Raw genomic sequence first — 17,143 nt, 5'->3', positions numbered from 1 at the left:
TTATCTATCCTTTTGTTTTGGATCTAAAACATCCATCAGGCCATCACCCACAAGATTGAAACCTAGAACTGTCATAAATATAGCAAGCCCTGGATATGTAATCATCCATGGTGCTCTCATTATGTACTGCAAAGAGTCAGACAACATGGCACCCCATTCTGGAGTAGGAGGTTGAGCACCAAGTCCTAAAAAGCTGAGACCTGCAGCTTCTAATACTGCAGAAGCAAAACCCATTGTAGACTGAACAATAATAGGAGCCAAACAGTTCGGCAAAATAACTTTAAATATTAACCTCATATTAGATGAGCCGTTCACTTTAGAGGCAATAACATACTCTTTTTCTTTTTCTTGTAATACAGAAGCCCTTACAATCCTTGCATAAGATGGTATCCCAACTACGCCAATAGCAATCATTGCATTGTATAAACTCGGCCCTAACATGGATACAATAACAATGGCAAGTAGTATGGCTGGAATTGCAAACATAATATCCACTATACGCATAATAAAAGCATCTATTTTTTTCCCATAGAAGCCTGCTATTGATCCCATTATCAAACCAAAAAAAAGCGAAATTCCCACTGAAATTGTCCCTATCATAAGAGAAATTCTGGCACCATAAACAATCCTAGAAAAAACATCCCTTCCGAAATCATCTGTACCTAATATGTGTGGCCATTTTCCAGCCTCAGACCAAACAGGTGGTAGCAATCGTGATTTTAAATCCTGAACCGTAGGATCATAGGGAGCAACCACTGGTGCAAATATGGCCAACAAAATAAGTATCAGCACAAGAACAAGGCCAAAAACAGCAGATTTATTTTTTTTAAATCGTTGAACGTACTCTTTTAATAATGACTCTTTCATCAATCAAGCCTTACTTTAGGATTAATCAACGCATAAATAATATCAACCAATAGATTTATAACTATAAAAATAACTGCTATAATCAATGTTGCACATTGAACTACCGGGAAATCCCTTTGATAAACAGCATTAACAAGCCATTTCCCAATACCAGGCCAACTAAAAGTTGTTTCTGTTAATATAGCACCTGCAAGAAGCGTTCCAAACATAAGACCTATAATGGTCACAACAGGAATGGAAGCATTTCTGAATGCGTGTATCATTATAACGCGTAATGGCGAACATCCCTTTGCTTTTGCAGTCTTAATATATTCTTCCTTTAAAACATCTAGCATACTAGAGCGAGTCATTCTTGCAATAATAGCCATGGGTATCGTACCTAATGCAAAACCTGGTAAAATAAGATGTTTTAATGCATCCCAGAAAGCTTCATAATCTTTAGCTATCAGCGAATCAATTAGGTAAAAACCTGTTACTTTATCAATATAAAATTCGTAAGAAAGCCTTCCTGATACTGGTAGCCACTCAAGTCTAACAGCAAAGAAGTAGATAAGAAGAAGTCCAAGCCAGAAAACAGGCATAGATACACCAGCTAGTGACCCCACCATACTAGTATAATCAAAGACAGAATACCTTTTAACAGAAGCAATTATACCTGCAGCAACACCAATAACTACTGCAAAAAACATACTAACAACTGTCAACTCAACAGTAGCAGGAAATCTCTCCCAAAACTCCTTAACAACATCTTGTCTGCTCTTAATTGATCTACCAAAATCCCCTTTGATAGCCTTTTTTGCAAAAATGATGTACTGAATATATAAAGGTTTATCAAGCCCCATTTCCTTTCTTAGCTTTTCAACAGATTCTTTACTGGCATGCTCTCCCAACATAACCAGAGCTGGATCACCTGGAGCCAAATGAATCATTGCAAAAACCAATATAGAAACACCAACAATCGTAGGAATTGCCCAAAAAAATCTTCTTATTATATAGTAAAACATATTTAGTACCTTTTAACTTAAAATCAAGCAAATATACTTTTAAATCGCAAAAAGTCAAGTTTCTTTTAAATCCATTTTTTAAGCATATCTAAACAACCTAAACAATTTCAAGCATGGTTGTACAAAAAATGGGGTTACTCCAAACTTTATTATATTGATTCTTTTGTTTTTGTGCAATATTCTTATCAATAATCTCGATCGTTTAGGAGGTATGAATGGAAAGAGTATATGTTATTGGACATAAAAATCCTGATACTGATTCTATATGTTCTGCTTATTGTTATGCTAATCTGAAAAATCAAATTGATAATAATTTTAAGTATATTGCTGCAAGGTGTGGTAGTTTGAATAAACAGACAAAGTACATTTTTGATAAATTTAATGTCAAACCACCAATGTTTATAAAAGATGTCTATCCAAAGGTTTCTGATGTTATGACTAAGAATGTTGTATACTCTTTAGAAAATGACCCTATATACAATGTCATGGAAAATATTAATAAACTTAAGATTAGGCTTACCCCAGTATTAGATAGCAATAAAAAACTGAAAGGGATAGTTAGTATTCTTGAAATGACAGATTATTATATGGGGGAAGGAAATATTGATAAAAGACCCCTGTATCTTTTAAGGCGTGAAAACATAAAACAAATACTTCATGGAGAAACTGTACAAGATGGTGAAAGAACAGAGTTTTTATCTTATTTAATTGTGGGTGCTATGCCATTTGACAGATTTAAAGAACGATTTGAAATGATGGAATTGGATAAAATTACTCTTATTGTGGGTAAAAGGGTTGATATAATAGAGTATGCAGCTGAAAAACAAATACCAGTCATTATTATTTCAGGTTTGAAAAGTAAAGATGAGTTAGGGAAAATTAATTTCCAAGGTTATAAAGGATTTGTTTATATATCATATCACGACACTGCTGAAACATTTAGACGACTATTAATGAGTGTTCCCGCAAAGTTTGTAATGAGTACAAACTTTACTCTTTTGTCCTCTGATATGTATCTTGAAGAAGCTAAGAACATTTTGATAAACGAAAATAGAAGAGGTCTACCTGTTGTTGACAATGAGAATAGATTAATTGGTATAATAACAAGATCAGATATGCTAAAAAAATTTAAAAACAGATTGATATTAATGGATCATAATGAGTTGGACCAGGCTATCGATGGTGCTGATACTGCTGACATCTTGGAAATTGTTGATCATCATAGACTTGGTACTATAAAAACTAATACACCTATTTTCTTTTATGCAAAACCACTAGGTAGTACATGTACTCTAGTATATGAACTTTACAGGTATCATAATATAGTAATAGATACCAAAATTGCAGCCCTTCTTTTATCAGGGATTTTGTCCGATACAGTAATTTTGAAATCACCTACTACTACAAAAAGAGATATTGAGGTAGCAAATAATTTAGCAAAAATTGCAGGATTGGATATAACCTCTTATGGCCAAGAAATATTTTCTGTTGCAGAAAGTCTAAGAACAAGAGACTTTAAAGAAGTTATTAATACTGACTTTAAGATTTATAGCGAGTTTGGGTTAAGGTTTGGTATCGGACAGGTTGAAGTGGTTACTCTAGAGGATTATAACGAAGTTTATTATGATTTATTAAGTGAACTAGAAAAAACAAAGAATGATAAAAGACTAGACTGGGCTATGTTGCTTGTTACTGACATAATAAATGAGAATAGTTACCTATTATCAACCGGTTTTGAACCTGTAGAAAAGCTGATGATTTATAGAAAAATCAATGAATTTACCTTCTATCTACCAAAAGTGCTTTCTAGGAAAAAGCAGCTTTTACCTGAATTGCTTAGAGCTTTAGAAGAGTATTATATGTCAACAAAAAGATAATTTTATATTTGTTATAGTTATATTTTCTAAATATTGTTTGAGCTATCGTTGTTAATAAAAATGTGGTGACGACATTGAGATAATATGTTATAGTGAATTAATAAATTGGAGGTGTTGTATGACAAATTCTATCTATAAACATATTTTGGTTATGACAGACTTCAGTGAAGATTCACTAAATGCTGTTAGAGTTGCAGCAAATATTGCCAAATTTTGTAATAGTGAGCTTACAATATTGCATGTAGCTCATGATGAAAGTCAGATAAAACTTTATTTAACAGATTCTGAGTACGAGAAAATAAAAGAAAAAATAGATATTGAAATAGAAGAACAACTACAAGATATTCATAAAAAGCTTCCTTTGCTTGATGAATTAAAAGTAAACCATTTAATACGTAGAGGTATTCCTTATGTTGAAGGTTTGTTGGAAATTGAAAAAGGGGATTACGATTTAGTTGTCATAGGTTCACATGGTAAAACAAGTATTAAGAAATTCTTTTATGGTAGTACAGCAGAAAAAATCACTAGGAGAGCACCTATAAGTGTTTTGATAACGAGAAAGTAGTTAATAAAAAAAGGTGGCTTTTAGCCACCTTTTTTATTATATTTTTATACAAATTTCTCTCTAATTTTTTGTTCAATTACTACTAACATAAAAAGTGCAAGGCCAGGAATATACATATAATACTTATATGTTGGACTTATTTTCAAAAAGTAGATAAGTATTTCTGGATTAAACAAAATCAACGCTGATGCAAGCAAAATAGGAATCTCAAACCACTTATTGCGTATAACAAGCCACCCTTGAAGTACACTTGTAAAAGCAAAAGCTGCAAAGACAGCCATTATAAAGATTAAAATCCCCAATGGCCAACTGTAAACTTGATGCAATATAAGATCAGGATTAAACACAAACATAAATGGTATAATGGCTGTTCTCATATCATAAAGAAAACCTTGCAAACCTGTTGGAATAGGTTCAGAGTCTGCCAATGCAGCAGCTGCGTACGATGCAAGGCCTACAGGTGGTGTATCATCAGCAAGAATACCAAAGTAAAAACAGAAAAGATGAGCCGCCATCAATGGCACAAAGAAACCATATTTTGCTCCAACTTCTACAATAATAGGAGCTGTAAGTGATGCCATAACAATATATGTTGCAGTGGTTGGAAGCCCCATACCCAAAAGTAAACTTGCAATAGCTGTAATTATAAGTAACAAGAAAATATTACCTTGAGAGAGATTTTCCACTATTTCAGTAATCATACTACCGATTCCTGTATTAACAAGCCCTACAATTATTCCTGCTGAAGCAGTAGCAAGGGCAACTGATACCATATTTCTTGAACCACCAATGAAACCACTTTTAATGATACTTAAAGCATTTTTTAACCAATTTTCACTTTGTTTATCATTTCTTCTGGCCTTAACAAATTCTTGAATAAAAATCATTATGGTAAGAACAATAATTGCTCTAAATGCTGCAAGTTCAGGTGAATGTCTTAATACTACTAATTCATAAACAAGCATACCTATTGGTATGGTATAATGTAAACCGTTTTTTAATGTTTTATAAAAATTAGGCAACTGTTCTTTTGGTAATCCTTTTAAACCTAGCTTACTAGCTTCAAGATGTGTAACAAAAAATAGAGCAAAATATGAAACAAAAGCTGGTATAGCAGCAGCTTTAACAACTTCTATGTATGGTACATTTACGTATTCAGCAATTATAAAGGCTGCTGCTCCCATAATTGGTGGCATGAGCTGACCGTCTGTACTTGCAGCTACTTCTGTTGCAGCAGCTTTTTTCGCAGGATAACCCACGCTTTTCATTAATGGAATAGTAAAAGTCCCTGTTGTTACTATATTAGCGATACTAGAACCAGAAACTAAACCGGTTAATGCACTTGAAACAATAGCAGCTTTTGCGGGACCTCCTTTATATTTACCCAGTAGAGAAACTGCTAAGTCAATAAAAAACTTTCCGGCTCCTGCCTTATCAAGCATCGAACCTAATAAAACAAACAAGTAAACTATAGAAGCAGAAACTCCTAACGGAATTCCAAAGATTCCTTCTGTTGATAATGATATTTGATTGACATATTTAGTAAGTGAAACTCCTTTATATGCAAGCACCTCAGGCATATAAGGGCCAAAAAATGCGTATAAAGAGAAAACTATTGCAATTACTGAAAGAGCAGGTCCAATGGAACGTCTAGTGGCTTCTAACAATAATACTATTAATAATAAGCCAAACACTACGTCTCTTGTTAGGGGGCTACCTGCTCTCATTGCTATACCGTTAAAATCAATGACGATGTATAAAGCTGTAACGACACCCGCAATCGCAAAAATATAGTCAATAAGAGGAATTTTATCAGTAACACTTAGAAATCTTAATATTTTTTTAGGCTTTTTGAAGAAAGGTATAGAAAGAAACACTAAAGCTAAAGCAAATGCTAAGTGTATTGCTCTAACGTAAGTACTGTTCAATATTAAGAAACTAGCTAAAGATAATTGAAAAAAAGCCCAACCTACAGCTATTGAGTCAAAAATCACTCTTTCATGAGGTCTAAATTCTCTTAATTCACCAGTTTCTTCTTTTAATATTTCTTGTGCTTTTTTAACGTTTTCTGAGCTCATGGTACCCCCATTTATACATAAAAATAGGAGAGGGGGTTTGCCCTCTCCTTCATAATCTTAACAGAAGAACTGAGTTGTTACTGAATAAGATCTTTTCTGATGTATTTTATTAAACCAGCTTCTTTGTAATATTTTAAAGCACCTTTATGTATAGGAGCTGTTAACCCTTGAAGCATATTTTCTTTAGTAAGTACAGAGTATGCTGGGTGAAGTTTTTTGAACTTGTCTAGATTATCAAAAACTTCTTTAGTGATAGCGTAAACTATTTTAGCATCAACATTCTTTGATGTTACAAATGTAGCTTTTACACCAACAGATGGAACATCTTCTTTATTAACAGCATTTGGATAAAACTTCACAGGAATTATTGATTTTGCATAGTAAGGATATTTTGTAACAAGTTTTTCAGCACCTTCTCCGGTAATTGGAACAAGTTTTACTTTAATTCTACCAGATGTAGCTTCTTTAATATTACCGTTTGGATGACCAACTGTGTAGAAAAATGCATCGATTCTTTCGTCTTGAAGAAGGCCAGGTGCTTCAACAGCTTTTGCGTATTCAGCTTTTATATCATTTACAGTAAGGCCAAATGCTGCAAGAACATCTTTTGAGTTTTGAAGCTGACCAGAACCTGGATTACCAATATTCACTCTTTTACCTTTTAGATCTGATGGTGAATTAATTCCTGCATCAGCTCTAGCAATTAATGTAATAGATTCTGGGTGAATAGAGAAAACACTTCTTAAAGCTTTTTGTGGACCTTTTTCTTTCCATTCTGCAAGTCCGTTCCAAGCTTGATACTGTCTGTCGGATTGCGCAATACCAAATTCTAGGTCGCCACTTAAAACAGCATTGATGTTATAAACTGAGCCACCTGTAGACTCAACTGTTACTTTAAGACCATAAATTTTTGATTTTTTGTTAACAATACGGCCAATAGCACCACCTGTAGGGTAGTAAACACCTGTTACACTACCTGTTCCTATTGTTACAAACTTCATCCTACTGAAAGCATCAGGCGAAAGTGATACAACAAATAGGAAAACTGCAATAATTGATAAAAGTTTTTTCATACCTACCTCCATGGGAATTTTGAAATCAATATACATAATTTTGTTTGATTGTCAAGCTGGTGTTAACCATAGGTAAAATGAACATTTTTCATTATTTTGAATTTCCTAACAAATAAAGGAGTCTGCAAGAGTTTTTTGAATAATGAAAGTTAATATTTACTTTTTAAAAAATTTTGTTAGTTTTCATATGATGAAAAAAATAAAATTAGATATTATTCCTGAGTTACCTGGTGTATATATTTTTCTTAATATAGAAAATAAACCTATTTATGTGGGAAAAGCTAAAAACATAAAAAAAAGAGTTAGCTCTTATTTTACAAAAGGAAATAAAACTATAAAAACAAACCTTATATTAAAAGAGGCAAAAGATTTAAAGTTTATTGTAACATCCAATGAGGTAGAAGCATTACTGCTTGAGGCAAATATTATTAAAAATGAAAAACCAAAATATAACGTTTTGCTAAAAGACTCAAAAAGTTATCCCTATTTAAAACTTACAAATCATGAATATCCAAAAATACTTATTTCAAGAAGAATTGACAAAGATGGTAAATATATAGGTCCATTTGTAAATGTAGGGGATGTTAGAGGTTTACTTAAAGAAATATTAAAGCTTTTTCCAATAAGAACTTGTAATGAAACAACATTTAAAAAGAGTAAAATATGTATAAATTATCAGATTAAAAAGTGCAGTGGCCCTTGCGAAAAACTTATATCCAGAACTGAATATATGAAAAATGTTGAGAATATTATTAAAGTTTTTAATGGGCAGATTAATGAAGTGGAAAAATATTTAAAAGAAGAAATGCTTAAAGCATCTGAAAGGCTTGAATTTGAAAAAGCAGCTGAATTAAGAGATAGAATAGAAGGATTAAAAAAGTTATCTTTGAAACAGGTTGCTGTTTTAGCTGATAATGAAAACCTTGATATCTTTTACTTTAAAAAAATAAATGAAGACATTTGCGGAGTAATATATATCTTTGTGAGAGGAGGAAAAATTATCGGAATTGATAATAATTTTTTAGAAATGAGTCTAGATATGGATGATGTTATAAGCTTTGTAAGCCAGTACTATTATGAAAAAAGAAGTAAACCACAAAAATTTGTGATTATTTTCAATAAAAATGTGATTTATTCTGATGTGTTAGAATCTGCAATAAAATCACTTTTTGAAGATAAAAAAATAAAAATGATGAAGAGATTAAAAAAAGATATGCTTAATTTTGCTGAAAGAAACTTGGAAATTACATTTAAGAAATATTGCGAAACTAAAATATCAGAAAAGGTTTTATTAAGCAGGTTAACTGAAAAATTTAATTTGTCTAAAATCCCAGATTATATCGAATGTGTAGATATTTCTCATTTTAACGGTGATTTTACTGTAGGTGTTTCTATTGCTTATGAAAAAGGAAAGTTTAACAAAAGCAAATATAGAAAATATAAAATAAAATCAGTAAAAAATGATGATTTTGCAGCCATTTATGAACTTTTTTTTAGAAAAGGGGTTAGAATTAAAGAAGGGAAAGAGTCTTTAGCAGATTTGTATATAGTTGATGGTGGGAAAGGACAACTTAAAAGTGCCTTAAAAGGATTTGAAGATGCAGGGGTACGAGGAAGTTTTATTGCCATAGCAAAAGGTAGATCAAAAAAAGAGGATTATAAAAAATCAATTTCAAAAGAAGAAGTGTTTATACCAGGTAGAAAAAATCCGATAATGTTTCAAAAGAATGATGACATACTTCTATTTCTACAAAAATTAAGAGATGAAGCCCATAGGTTTGCCATTGAGTATCAAAGGAAATTATTATTGAAGCATATTAACATGTCACCTTTGATGAGTTTAGAAGGGGTTGGAGAAAAAACAGCAAAAAAAGTTTTGAAAGCTTTTCCTGATATTTATGTTAATAAAAATATTTCAACTGAAGATTTAGTAAACAAATGTAAAATCCCTTTGAAAATCGCAAAAAAAATAATTGATTATATAGAAAAAGGTGATTAGGATTTCAATCTTGATAAATTTAGAATATTACACAATTCAAAAAACAAGTTTTCAACTATTAAGAGTTTTTTTGATAAAGTAACTATAACACTCTGTTAATGCGTTAGCTGTTAAAAAAATTCTATCTTTTAAAGAATCTTTGAATATAAACTCCCTGTCACTGTGGTCATTGCCGCCTATAGGACCTAAACCATCAAGAACTGGAGTATTAGTCTCAGCGATAAAATTTGCATCAGAAACACCGTTTCTAAATTCTTCTTTAATTTTTATATTCAAATCTGAACATGTTTTTTCTACTATTGTAAATAACTCCAAATTGTTTTTTCTTTCCATACAAGGGCGTTCAGATATTTTTACCAACTTGAATTCCACTCCTTTTACATTATTTTCTTGAATCAATGTTTGTATTTTTTCATTTAATTCTTTAGTATCATTCTTGCAACTATATCTGATATCAATTGAAACTTCACAGTAATCAGGTACGATATTAGCACCTGTTCCACCATTTATTTTACCAACGTTGCATGAGATGTTTTTTATAGGATTATTTAGCTTTTCAAAATTAATAACCTTATATGCCATTTCCAAAATGGCAGATTTTTTATTTTCTATGATGAAAGCAGCATGACCAGCCTCACCTTGAGCGATTCCTTTTAACCCTATTTTACCTTTCCTTGCAGTGACAATTTCTCCGTTTTTCCCTCCTCCTTCAAAAACAAATGCAAAAATGGCACTTTTTGCTAAGTCTTGAATATTTTTTTTCGAACTCAACGAACCAGTTTCTTCGTCTGAGTTAATTAAAAAGCATATAGGAATATTGCTTAAAATTCCTAAATAATGCAAAAATTTCAATGCGTAAAGGGCTACAATTAGCCCGCCTTTCATATCGTATGTGCCAGGTCCTTTAATCAAATTACCTTCAGTAACAAAATGTTGGAAACGGGAGCTTTCTGGAAACACAGTATCCATATGCCCTACAAATAGGGCATAATTTTCATCAAGATTATGATTGGAAATTTGAAGGCAATTATTGTTAAGATAAGTAGTTTTCAAAAAAGGTGACGCAGCTTGAGAAAATAAGTCTAAGCATTTTTTTATTCCCTTATGATTATAGCTGTAAGAATTAGTTTCTACTAATTGTTTAAAGAGCATGAGCATTTCTTGCTCATGCTCTGTGTAAAATCTATCAAAAATTTCTCTATTCATAGTACTTTTTGAATGCAAATTTTTCATCATCGTAATACTGATCAGGATTTGCATCAGGGTACTCAACTTCTTCGCCACTCCAAGGTTTTCTCAGTATTATTTCACCATTTTTTTTGTCTACAAGATTTGTTCTGTGAAGAGGTATTTTACCACCCGCAGTTGCTATATATCTTGGAATGGCATCACCTGAAATATTACCATACATACATTCAATAATATCTTGTCCCACTTCAATGGGGACTCTCATGTGTGCAAATTGTGGATTTCTATAGCTACAATTGAAGACGTAATATGGTCTAACGTATGCTTCTTGAATTGTTTCGCACAGTTTCCACATTTTAACTTTTGTATCATTAATCCCTTTTAGTAATACTGCCTGATTTAATACAGCAGAAACTCTTTTTGAAATTTGTTTAAACGCTTCTTTTGAAATAGGGGTAATTTCCTGAGCAGTATTTATTTGAGTAACAACTCTAAGAGGTTTTTTATCATTACTTTCTTCCAAAATATCAAGTAATTCATTATCAATTCGTTGTGGTGTTGTTACAGGAATTCTTGTCCCTATTCTTTTCATTTTAACGTGTTCTATATTGTCAAGTTCATTCAGAATCCATTTTAATAGTTTATTGGGTAGAACAAAAGCATCTCCACCAGTTACGAGAACATCCCTAATAAATTTGTTATTTCTAATGTAATTTAATGCTTCTTCATACGCCTGTTTATTGTAAATTCTATCTTTTTTACCTATATGAGCGATCCTTAAACAGTGAGTACAATACATTGCACACATGTTAGTTGATTTAATAGTTACTACCCTTGGATAGAATTGGTCTATAAGTCTTGCAGGAGAATGATCAGCTGCCACAGGTGGTATTTCTACTCCTACATTATCCACCATTTCTCCTGTTGGAACAGATTGAAGTAAAATTGGATCATTAATATTTTCAGGCATTATTAAGCTAGCATAGTATGGAGTGAGTCTCATTCTATAGTTTTGAGTTACACGAAGGACATCTTTTATAGCTTTTTCTGGCAGTTCAATTATCTTCGATAAAGTTTCAACATCTTCAATAGCATATTTCAACTGACCAGAATAAGAATTCCACTCTTCATCAGATATACCAAGTATCTTTTGTATTTTTTTCTTATTTTCAACAATTTGATCCCAAAGTTCTACACCACTCGGTGCCTCTATATCTTTTTTTTCAATATATTCTGCTACTCTGCTATTTGCTTCTTCAACGATAGGTAATGCTCTTAGAACTCTACCACCAACTGTAACACCATGTTCATCAATTTTACGATGTTTTTCTGCCAATTCAAACAGTTGATTTTTTGTGAAGCCAAAAGATTCAGCGGAAATGTTATCCATTTCTCTATATTTCAATAGTTTTCTAAAAAGTTCTATTATGGGGCCAGTGAAATTTTCTTCTTTGGCCTGCTTATAAAGCTCATCAATTTCAATTTTTAAAAACTTATAAACCGATTTCTTTTCTCCACTAAAAAGCTTTTCAAAAAGTTCCTTTGTAAACGAATCTTGAAAATTCATTTTTTCCTCCTACGAATCATTGTAATATTTATATTTTACGTGTTAATAGATTCTCCATTAAAGTATAAATATTGTGTTTTCTACTAACTTTTTACCAAAATCGATACCTTCAACCATATCATTTCTGTTTTGAGCTACAGAGACTATTCTTGCCAGAAAAGTTCCTGATGTAATTATAAAATCGTTTCCAATATGTTCTAATACTACATAGTCTTTTTTTAACTTTCCTTGAGCAACCTTCCTGAATACCTCCCTTTCATCTTTAAATTGTGGTATGTAACCATCCGTGACAGTATTGGAAGGGACTTTAAAATTGTAAGTTCCCCAATGAATATCATTACAATCTCTTTTTTCTATGGTATTTTCAGGAAATTTATTGTATAAAACTGCGTGAAGTTCAAGTTCTGGTAAGTTAGGTGCATTTTTGGGGAGACAATTTTCAAGAGTACAGCAAAATTCCAATGTTGTCCCCTGTTTCCTTGCATTTATTTCTACAAAGTAGATATTTTGGTTATCATCTACTATATAGTCACAGCCAAAAATTCCACGATAACCATATTTACCTAAGATTTTGCCAATTGTTTTAGTATATTCATAGAGTTTATCAATGATATCTTTCGGTAAAACAGAAGGATAAGTGGACCCAGTAAATCTTGTACCATCTACAATTCTTTGATCAGCAACACCTGCTATATAAATGTCGTTTTCATTTCCTACAACGCCTAATACAGTGGGGTCATATTTATGGGGAATATATTTTGACATTAAATAATTAGTATCAAATCCTTTATATTTATTAAAAAGGTCTCTTTTTGTATATGAAACTACGCTATTTGCTCCGCCAGCACTATATTCCAAAGTTACAAAAATACCCTCATCCCATTTCTCACGTAAATTTTCTGATTCTTCTATGAGTTGGGTAAACGTATTACAAATTTTATGTTCAACAACAGGGATTAAATCCTTCAAAAGTGTATACTGGAATATTTTGTTATTAAATTTTTCTACTAAAAATGGGTCTGGACCTATCAAATGGACATTTTCTCTTTCAATTAATGTTAAATAGGGTGAACTCTCAAACATATATACATAGAGTTCTTTTTGATTTTCAATTATTTTGTTTATCAATGTATGGACATATTCATTGTGAGACACAGCTGTATAAAACTCTCTAGAAGTAATTCTAGAGCTAATTTTTCTTTTATTGTGAGATTTTTTTATATAGTTTTCAACAATAGGGTTTATTACAATTATATTATCATAATCGTATTGTTCAAATACGTCAGGAACAATAGCAAAAAAATCAATTTCTTTATCCGGAAACAATTTTTGTAAAGCTTCTTTAAAAAACAAGTTAATTCCATAGGTTTTAAGCTCGCCAAGATAAAGAAAATAGTACTTACTGGTGTCATATTCAAAATTTGTAAATAATACATGCTCCATCATAGGCTCCTAAAAATTATATAATGAAAAGCGCTATTTTTTTCCCTGTTTCAAAGTAATGTTCCCGAATAACCTCTTCCACTAATTTTCTGTTTTCACTTAATAGAGATTTTATAATTAAATCATGTCTTTTTTTAATTTCATCAGGTGTATATATTTCTGTCCAGTTTTGAGAAAAGAGAATATGGGAGCGAAAGCTTAACTTTTTTGTTTCATGAACGAGAAGAGTATTGTCACATTTTGAAAAAAGTAATTCATGAAACTCGCCACCTGCTTCAATTAAAATTTCATTTTCATTGCTTTTGGCTGATTTAAACATAGTTGAAGTAAGCTTTTTTAATGTTTCAAAATCTTCTTCAGTAAGTTTGAACATAGATTCAGCAACTGCAAACCCTTCTAAAACACCACGTGTGGTATAGATATTTATGATTTCTTTTGGTGTTAATTTTCGAAGAAAAGTTCCTTTATGAGGAACATATTCAAGGATTCTATCAACTATTAGTTCTCTCAATGCTTCTCTTACTGGTGCTCTACTTATATTCAAGGTTTCTGCTATGGTAGTTTCTTTTATTTGGTCTCCTGGAGAGTATTTTCCTTTTAGTATCATATTATAGATAAATTTTTTAACTTTGTCTTTATATGTCTCTCTATCAAACATAAGCCACCCTGTCAACAGTCGATTGTCGACAATATGTATATCCGATAAAACAAATTGTCAAGATTTTTTATGCATAGTTGACAATTATTCGTTACTTCTGTGATATAATAAAAGCTTCATGATATTTGTATCTAATTCTTGCTAAATATTTTCTAGCTTTTTGAAGAGAGTTAAAACCAGTTAACCATACTCTATAAAATTTTACTCCTTTTATATATGCAGTGATAATTTTTGCATTTTCAAATTTATTCTTTAATCGTTTGGCATTGTAATAATTTTTAAATGAACCAATCTGTATTGCAAAACTACCTTTATCTATATCTATTCTTTTCCCTTTTAACTGATAAAAGTAAGGATTTTCAGATAATAATGTAATTTTAACCTTCGCAACCCCTTTTCCTACTATACCTATTTTCTTAGCAGCTGCATATGACAGGTCAATTATTCTTCCAGATACAAATGGCCCTCTGTCATTAATTCTCACGGTCACTTCTTTGCCATTTTCAAGGTTTTTTACATGAACAATACTGCCTAAAGGGAGCAACTTATGAGCCGCTGTTAGCTTATACATGTCGAAAATTTCACCACTTGCAGTAAGTTTACCATGTTCTTCTCTACCATACCATGAGGCTATTCCAATCTGTTCAAAATTTTTTACTCTGGTATATGGGTAATATTTTTTCCCTCTTATTATATATGGTTTACCGTAATGTATTCCTTTTGCGTTGTAGCGTGTAGGTTTGTGTTTTGTTACACAACCGTTAAATGTTAGAGATAGTATAATTATCAAAAATACTAACGAGTATTTCTTTGACATTTTTAAGTCCTTCTTCTATGCTTTCATATGTGACTGTGTAGTCAATTTTATTAGGTAAGGATTTTTTGTAAAGTGGATCATAATAATTTACAAGAAGATTGTAAACAAAATCAGTATATTGTTTTTGTTTGAAATAATTATATAGTTCAGTGACTTTTCTATACCCAAGATATTTTTTTATTTTAGATAGGGCTGTAAATATTGAATTTTCATCAGAATATGGGAGATAATTATCAAGAGTGTATTGCACTCTAAAATCTATACTTGGATTAACAAGAATGTTAATCCCATTTTTCATTAAAGTATATAGAGAATTTGGTAATGTAACTTTACCAATTTTCTTGCTTTCCCCTTCTACTATAACAAAATTATTGTAATTTGATATATAGAAATCTTTCCATATTTTTGTTTCAAAACTTTTTTGCGTTACATGTTTGAAATCCGGTTCCCCTATAAAACCAAAAGTTGAACCTTTGTGGGCTGCCGCACCTTCCAAATCTATAACAGGAAAATTTTCTAATTTTAAAGTCCTTAAAAAACTAGTTTTTGCAGAACCAGTGGGTCCATAAATAACTATGGTTTTTGGTCTGTATGAAAATCCTAGTTGGCATTCAAAAAAATTAAAAACAAATTTTCTAAAAGCTTTATAACCACCTTTTAACTTAAGTACATTTAAGCCTGCAAGCTTTGAAAAGGCTACCATAGCTTCACTTCTATCTCCTCCTCGCCAGCAGTACATTATGGTATCTTTTTTATTTTTATTAACAACATTCTTAACTCGATTCATTAGAAAAGGGATTTTAGGGCTTACAATTTCTATACCTTTAAATTTCGCTGAATGGACTCCTTTTGTTTTATAAATTTTACCAACTATTGCTCTTTCTTCATCGTTCAACAATGGTATGTTTACAGCATAAGGTAGATGATCAGCTAAAAATTCTGAAGGTGATCTTACATCAATAAAACTAAAACTAGATAGTCCTTTCTTCAATACATCATCAAGGAGAACTTCTTCAATATACAACATTATTTTTCGATATGTTTTAAAATTTCAATAAATTGTTTAACTGAGTTTCTAAGAGTCTTCTTTTTACTATGAACTAGATATACGTCTTTTTCTACTACTAAATCCACAATAGGTATACCAATGACTTCGTTAGTACATATTTCATTTTTTAATGCATATTCACTCATAAAACCTATTCCTAATTTTCTTTTAACACTATGTAATACAGCATGTGTTGTACTAACAGTAGCAACTACATTTAAAGAATCAAAATCATACCCTTTTCTCTTCAAAGCATGCTCGACAGCTGCTCTTGTACCAGAGCCAAGTTCTCTTACGATAAAATTTTCATTTAAAATTTCTTCTAGGAAAATACTATCTCTAGTATAAAAAGGATGCTCTTTGTGAACAGCAAGAATAATATTGTCTTTTAAATATGGAGTATATTCTAATCCTTTTTTAGGAATTTTTCTTGAAACAAGAGCAAAATCTAATATACCATCATAAACTCTTTGAACTATAGCTTGGGAATTTCCAACATCAATGGTAAAATAAGTTTTTGGATGTTTTTCTTTAAATTGTTTTATAGCCGTAGGAAGGATAAATTCTGAAAGAATCGTACTAGAACCTATCCTGATATGCCCACTAATTTCGTGTAAGAACTCTTTTATTGCCTCATATGCTCTTTCCCTTAAATCGAGCATATCTACAGCATATGGGTAAAATATTTCACCAGCTTCAGTTAATAAAACTTCTTTAGATAATCTTTCAAACAATTTGACACCTAATTCTTCCTCTAATGAATTGATGTGGGTGGATACAGTTGGTTGGCTTAATAATAACTTCTCTGCAGCCCTTGAAAAACTCTTATACTTTGCAACAAACACGAATGCTTCTATCTGTTTGAAATCCATAACAACCTCTCTTCAAAATATTTTATAATACTTATAAATATTATTAAGGATATTATAGAAAAAATCAATAGATAATTTTACTCTGGA

Annotated in this window: 14 protein-coding genes; 3 read left to right on the top strand and 11 right to left on the bottom strand. The window is 31.3% G+C overall.

All coding sequences use genetic code 11. From position 1 onward, the window contains the following. Together OWK30_RS00850 and OWK30_RS00845 are read right to left on the bottom strand one after the other, a co-directional pair. Entirely contained in the window at positions 1-867 is an 867-nt protein-coding gene (locus OWK30_RS00850; protein WP_423322641.1) for an ABC transporter permease, read from the bottom strand. After that, positions 867-1,871, bottom strand: a complete 1,005-nt coding sequence (locus OWK30_RS00845; protein ID WP_423322639.1) for an ABC transporter permease — start codon at positions 1,869-1,871, stop codon at positions 867-869. The genes OWK30_RS00850 and OWK30_RS00845 overlap by 1 nt, the downstream gene beginning before the upstream one ends. Before the next feature lie 215 nt (positions 1,872-2,086). Between OWK30_RS00845 and OWK30_RS00840 the strand changes: the two genes are divergently transcribed. Both OWK30_RS00840 and OWK30_RS00835 read left to right on the top strand, forming a co-directional pair. Beyond that, positions 2,087-3,748 carry a putative manganese-dependent inorganic diphosphatase gene (locus tag OWK30_RS00840; RefSeq protein WP_423322637.1) on the top strand — a complete coding sequence of 554 codons (1,662 nt, stop codon included), beginning with the start codon at positions 2,087-2,089 and terminating at the stop codon, positions 3,746-3,748. A 118-nt stretch (positions 3,749-3,866) separates the two neighbouring features. Then, on the top strand, positions 3,867-4,313 hold the full coding sequence (locus OWK30_RS00835; RefSeq protein WP_423322635.1) for a universal stress protein: 447 nt from the start codon (positions 3,867-3,869) through the stop codon (positions 4,311-4,313). Positions 4,314-4,357: 44 nt separating this feature from the next. On the opposite strand, the gene OWK30_RS00830 is transcribed toward OWK30_RS00835, so the two are convergent. Together OWK30_RS00830 and OWK30_RS00825 are read right to left on the bottom strand one after the other, a co-directional pair. Then, positions 4,358-6,391 carry a TRAP transporter permease gene (locus OWK30_RS00830; RefSeq protein ID WP_423322633.1) on the bottom strand — a complete coding sequence of 678 codons (2,034 nt, stop codon included), beginning with the start codon at positions 6,389-6,391 and terminating at the stop codon, positions 4,358-4,360. A gap of 77 nt (positions 6,392-6,468) precedes the next feature. Further along, positions 6,469-7,464 carry a TAXI family TRAP transporter solute-binding subunit gene (locus OWK30_RS00825; protein ID WP_423322631.1) on the bottom strand — a complete coding sequence of 332 codons (996 nt, stop codon included), beginning with the start codon at positions 7,462-7,464 and terminating at the stop codon, positions 6,469-6,471. A gap of 190 nt (positions 7,465-7,654) precedes the next feature. On the opposite strand from OWK30_RS00825, the gene uvrC reads away from it, so the two are divergent. Further along, positions 7,655-9,463 carry an excinuclease ABC subunit UvrC gene (gene uvrC, locus OWK30_RS00820; RefSeq protein ID WP_423322629.1) on the top strand — a complete coding sequence of 603 codons (1,809 nt, stop codon included), beginning with the start codon at positions 7,655-7,657 and terminating at the stop codon, positions 9,461-9,463. A gap of 51 nt (positions 9,464-9,514) precedes the next feature. Here the strand turns inward: uvrC and OWK30_RS00815 are convergent, their stop codons facing one another. The 7 genes from OWK30_RS00815 to OWK30_RS00785 all read right to left on the bottom strand — a co-directional run bounded on the left by OWK30_RS00815 (position 9,515) and on the right by OWK30_RS00785 (position 17,056). Then, positions 9,515-10,699, bottom strand: coding sequence for a M20/M25/M40 family metallo-hydrolase (locus OWK30_RS00815; protein ID WP_423322627.1), 1,185 nt, complete (start codon positions 10,697-10,699; stop codon positions 9,515-9,517). Beyond that, positions 10,662-12,218: a KamA family radical SAM protein gene (locus OWK30_RS00810; protein ID WP_423322625.1), complete on the bottom strand. Its 1,557-nt coding sequence runs from the start codon at positions 12,216-12,218 to the stop codon at positions 10,662-10,664. The genes OWK30_RS00815 and OWK30_RS00810 overlap by 38 nt, the downstream gene beginning before the upstream one ends. Positions 12,219-12,275: 57 nt before the next feature. Further along, positions 12,276-13,661, bottom strand: coding sequence for an ATP-grasp domain-containing protein (locus tag OWK30_RS00805; RefSeq protein WP_423322623.1), 1,386 nt, complete (start codon positions 13,659-13,661; stop codon positions 12,276-12,278). A 16-nt stretch (positions 13,662-13,677) separates the two neighbouring features. After that, on the bottom strand, positions 13,678-14,319 hold the full coding sequence (locus tag OWK30_RS00800; RefSeq protein WP_423322621.1) for a GntR family transcriptional regulator: 642 nt from the start codon (positions 14,317-14,319) through the stop codon (positions 13,678-13,680). 91 nt (positions 14,320-14,410) lie between these two features. Further along, entirely contained in the window at positions 14,411-15,136 is a 726-nt protein-coding gene (locus tag OWK30_RS00795; protein ID WP_423322619.1) for a septal ring lytic transglycosylase RlpA family protein, read from the bottom strand. Continuing rightward, positions 15,081-16,163 (bottom strand): tRNA 2-selenouridine(34) synthase MnmH, encoded by a 1,083-nt coding sequence (gene mnmH, locus OWK30_RS00790; protein ID WP_423322617.1) that lies wholly within the window; start codon positions 16,161-16,163, stop codon positions 15,081-15,083. Before mnmH ends, OWK30_RS00795 begins: the two co-directional genes overlap by 56 nt. Continuing rightward, the gene (locus OWK30_RS00785) at positions 16,163-17,056 is read right to left on the bottom strand and encodes a selenium metabolism-associated LysR family transcriptional regulator (protein WP_423322615.1); all 894 of its coding nucleotides are present in this window, start codon (positions 17,054-17,056) and stop codon (positions 16,163-16,165) included. Before OWK30_RS00785 ends, mnmH begins: the two co-directional genes overlap by 1 nt. Positions 17,057-17,143: the final 87 nt, after the last annotated feature.

The organism is Deferribacter abyssi (assembly GCF_049472655.1).
In the GTDB taxonomy this organism is placed as follows: domain Bacteria; phylum Chrysiogenota; class Deferribacteres; order Deferribacterales; family Deferribacteraceae; genus Deferribacter; species Deferribacter abyssi.
The sequence above is the reverse complement of the archived record's forward strand: the minus strand, read 5'-3'. Positions and strand labels throughout refer to the sequence as shown.

Bases quoted from the DNA above. Each gene is read 5' to 3' on its own strand.
- OWK30_RS00835 (WP_423322635.1), top strand. From the start codon at position 3,867: ATGACAAATTCTATCTATAAACATATTTTGGTTATGACAGACTTCAGT.
- OWK30_RS00785 (WP_423322615.1), bottom strand. From the start codon at position 17,056: ATGGATTTCAAACAGATAGAAGCATTCGTGTTTGTTGCAAAGTATAAG.
- OWK30_RS00825 (WP_423322631.1), bottom strand. From the start codon at position 7,464: ATGAAAAAACTTTTATCAATTATTGCAGTTTTCCTATTTGTTGTATCA.
- OWK30_RS00805 (WP_423322623.1), bottom strand. From the start codon at position 13,661: ATGGAGCATGTATTATTTACAAATTTTGAATATGACACCAGTAAGTAC.
- OWK30_RS00795 (WP_423322619.1), bottom strand. From the start codon at position 15,136: ATGTCAAAGAAATACTCGTTAGTATTTTTGATAATTATACTATCTCTA.
- mnmH (WP_423322617.1), bottom strand. From the start codon at position 16,163: ATGTTGTATATTGAAGAAGTTCTCCTTGATGATGTATTGAAGAAAGGA.
- uvrC (WP_423322629.1), top strand. From the start codon at position 7,655: ATGAAAAAAATAAAATTAGATATTATTCCTGAGTTACCTGGTGTATAT.
- OWK30_RS00815 (WP_423322627.1), bottom strand. From the start codon at position 10,699: ATGATGAAAAATTTGCATTCAAAAAGTACTATGAATAGAGAAATTTTT.
- OWK30_RS00845 (WP_423322639.1), bottom strand. From the start codon at position 1,871: ATGTTTTACTATATAATAAGAAGATTTTTTTGGGCAATTCCTACGATT.
- OWK30_RS00840 (WP_423322637.1), top strand. From the start codon at position 2,087: ATGGAAAGAGTATATGTTATTGGACATAAAAATCCTGATACTGATTCT.
- OWK30_RS00850 (WP_423322641.1), bottom strand. From the start codon at position 867: ATGAAAGAGTCATTATTAAAAGAGTACGTTCAACGATTTAAAAAAAAT.
- OWK30_RS00810 (WP_423322625.1), bottom strand. From the start codon at position 12,218: ATGAATTTTCAAGATTCGTTTACAAAGGAACTTTTTGAAAAGCTTTTT.
- OWK30_RS00830 (WP_423322633.1), bottom strand. From the start codon at position 6,391: ATGAGCTCAGAAAACGTTAAAAAAGCACAAGAAATATTAAAAGAAGAA.
- OWK30_RS00800 (WP_423322621.1), bottom strand. From the start codon at position 14,319: ATGTTTGATAGAGAGACATATAAAGACAAAGTTAAAAAATTTATCTAT.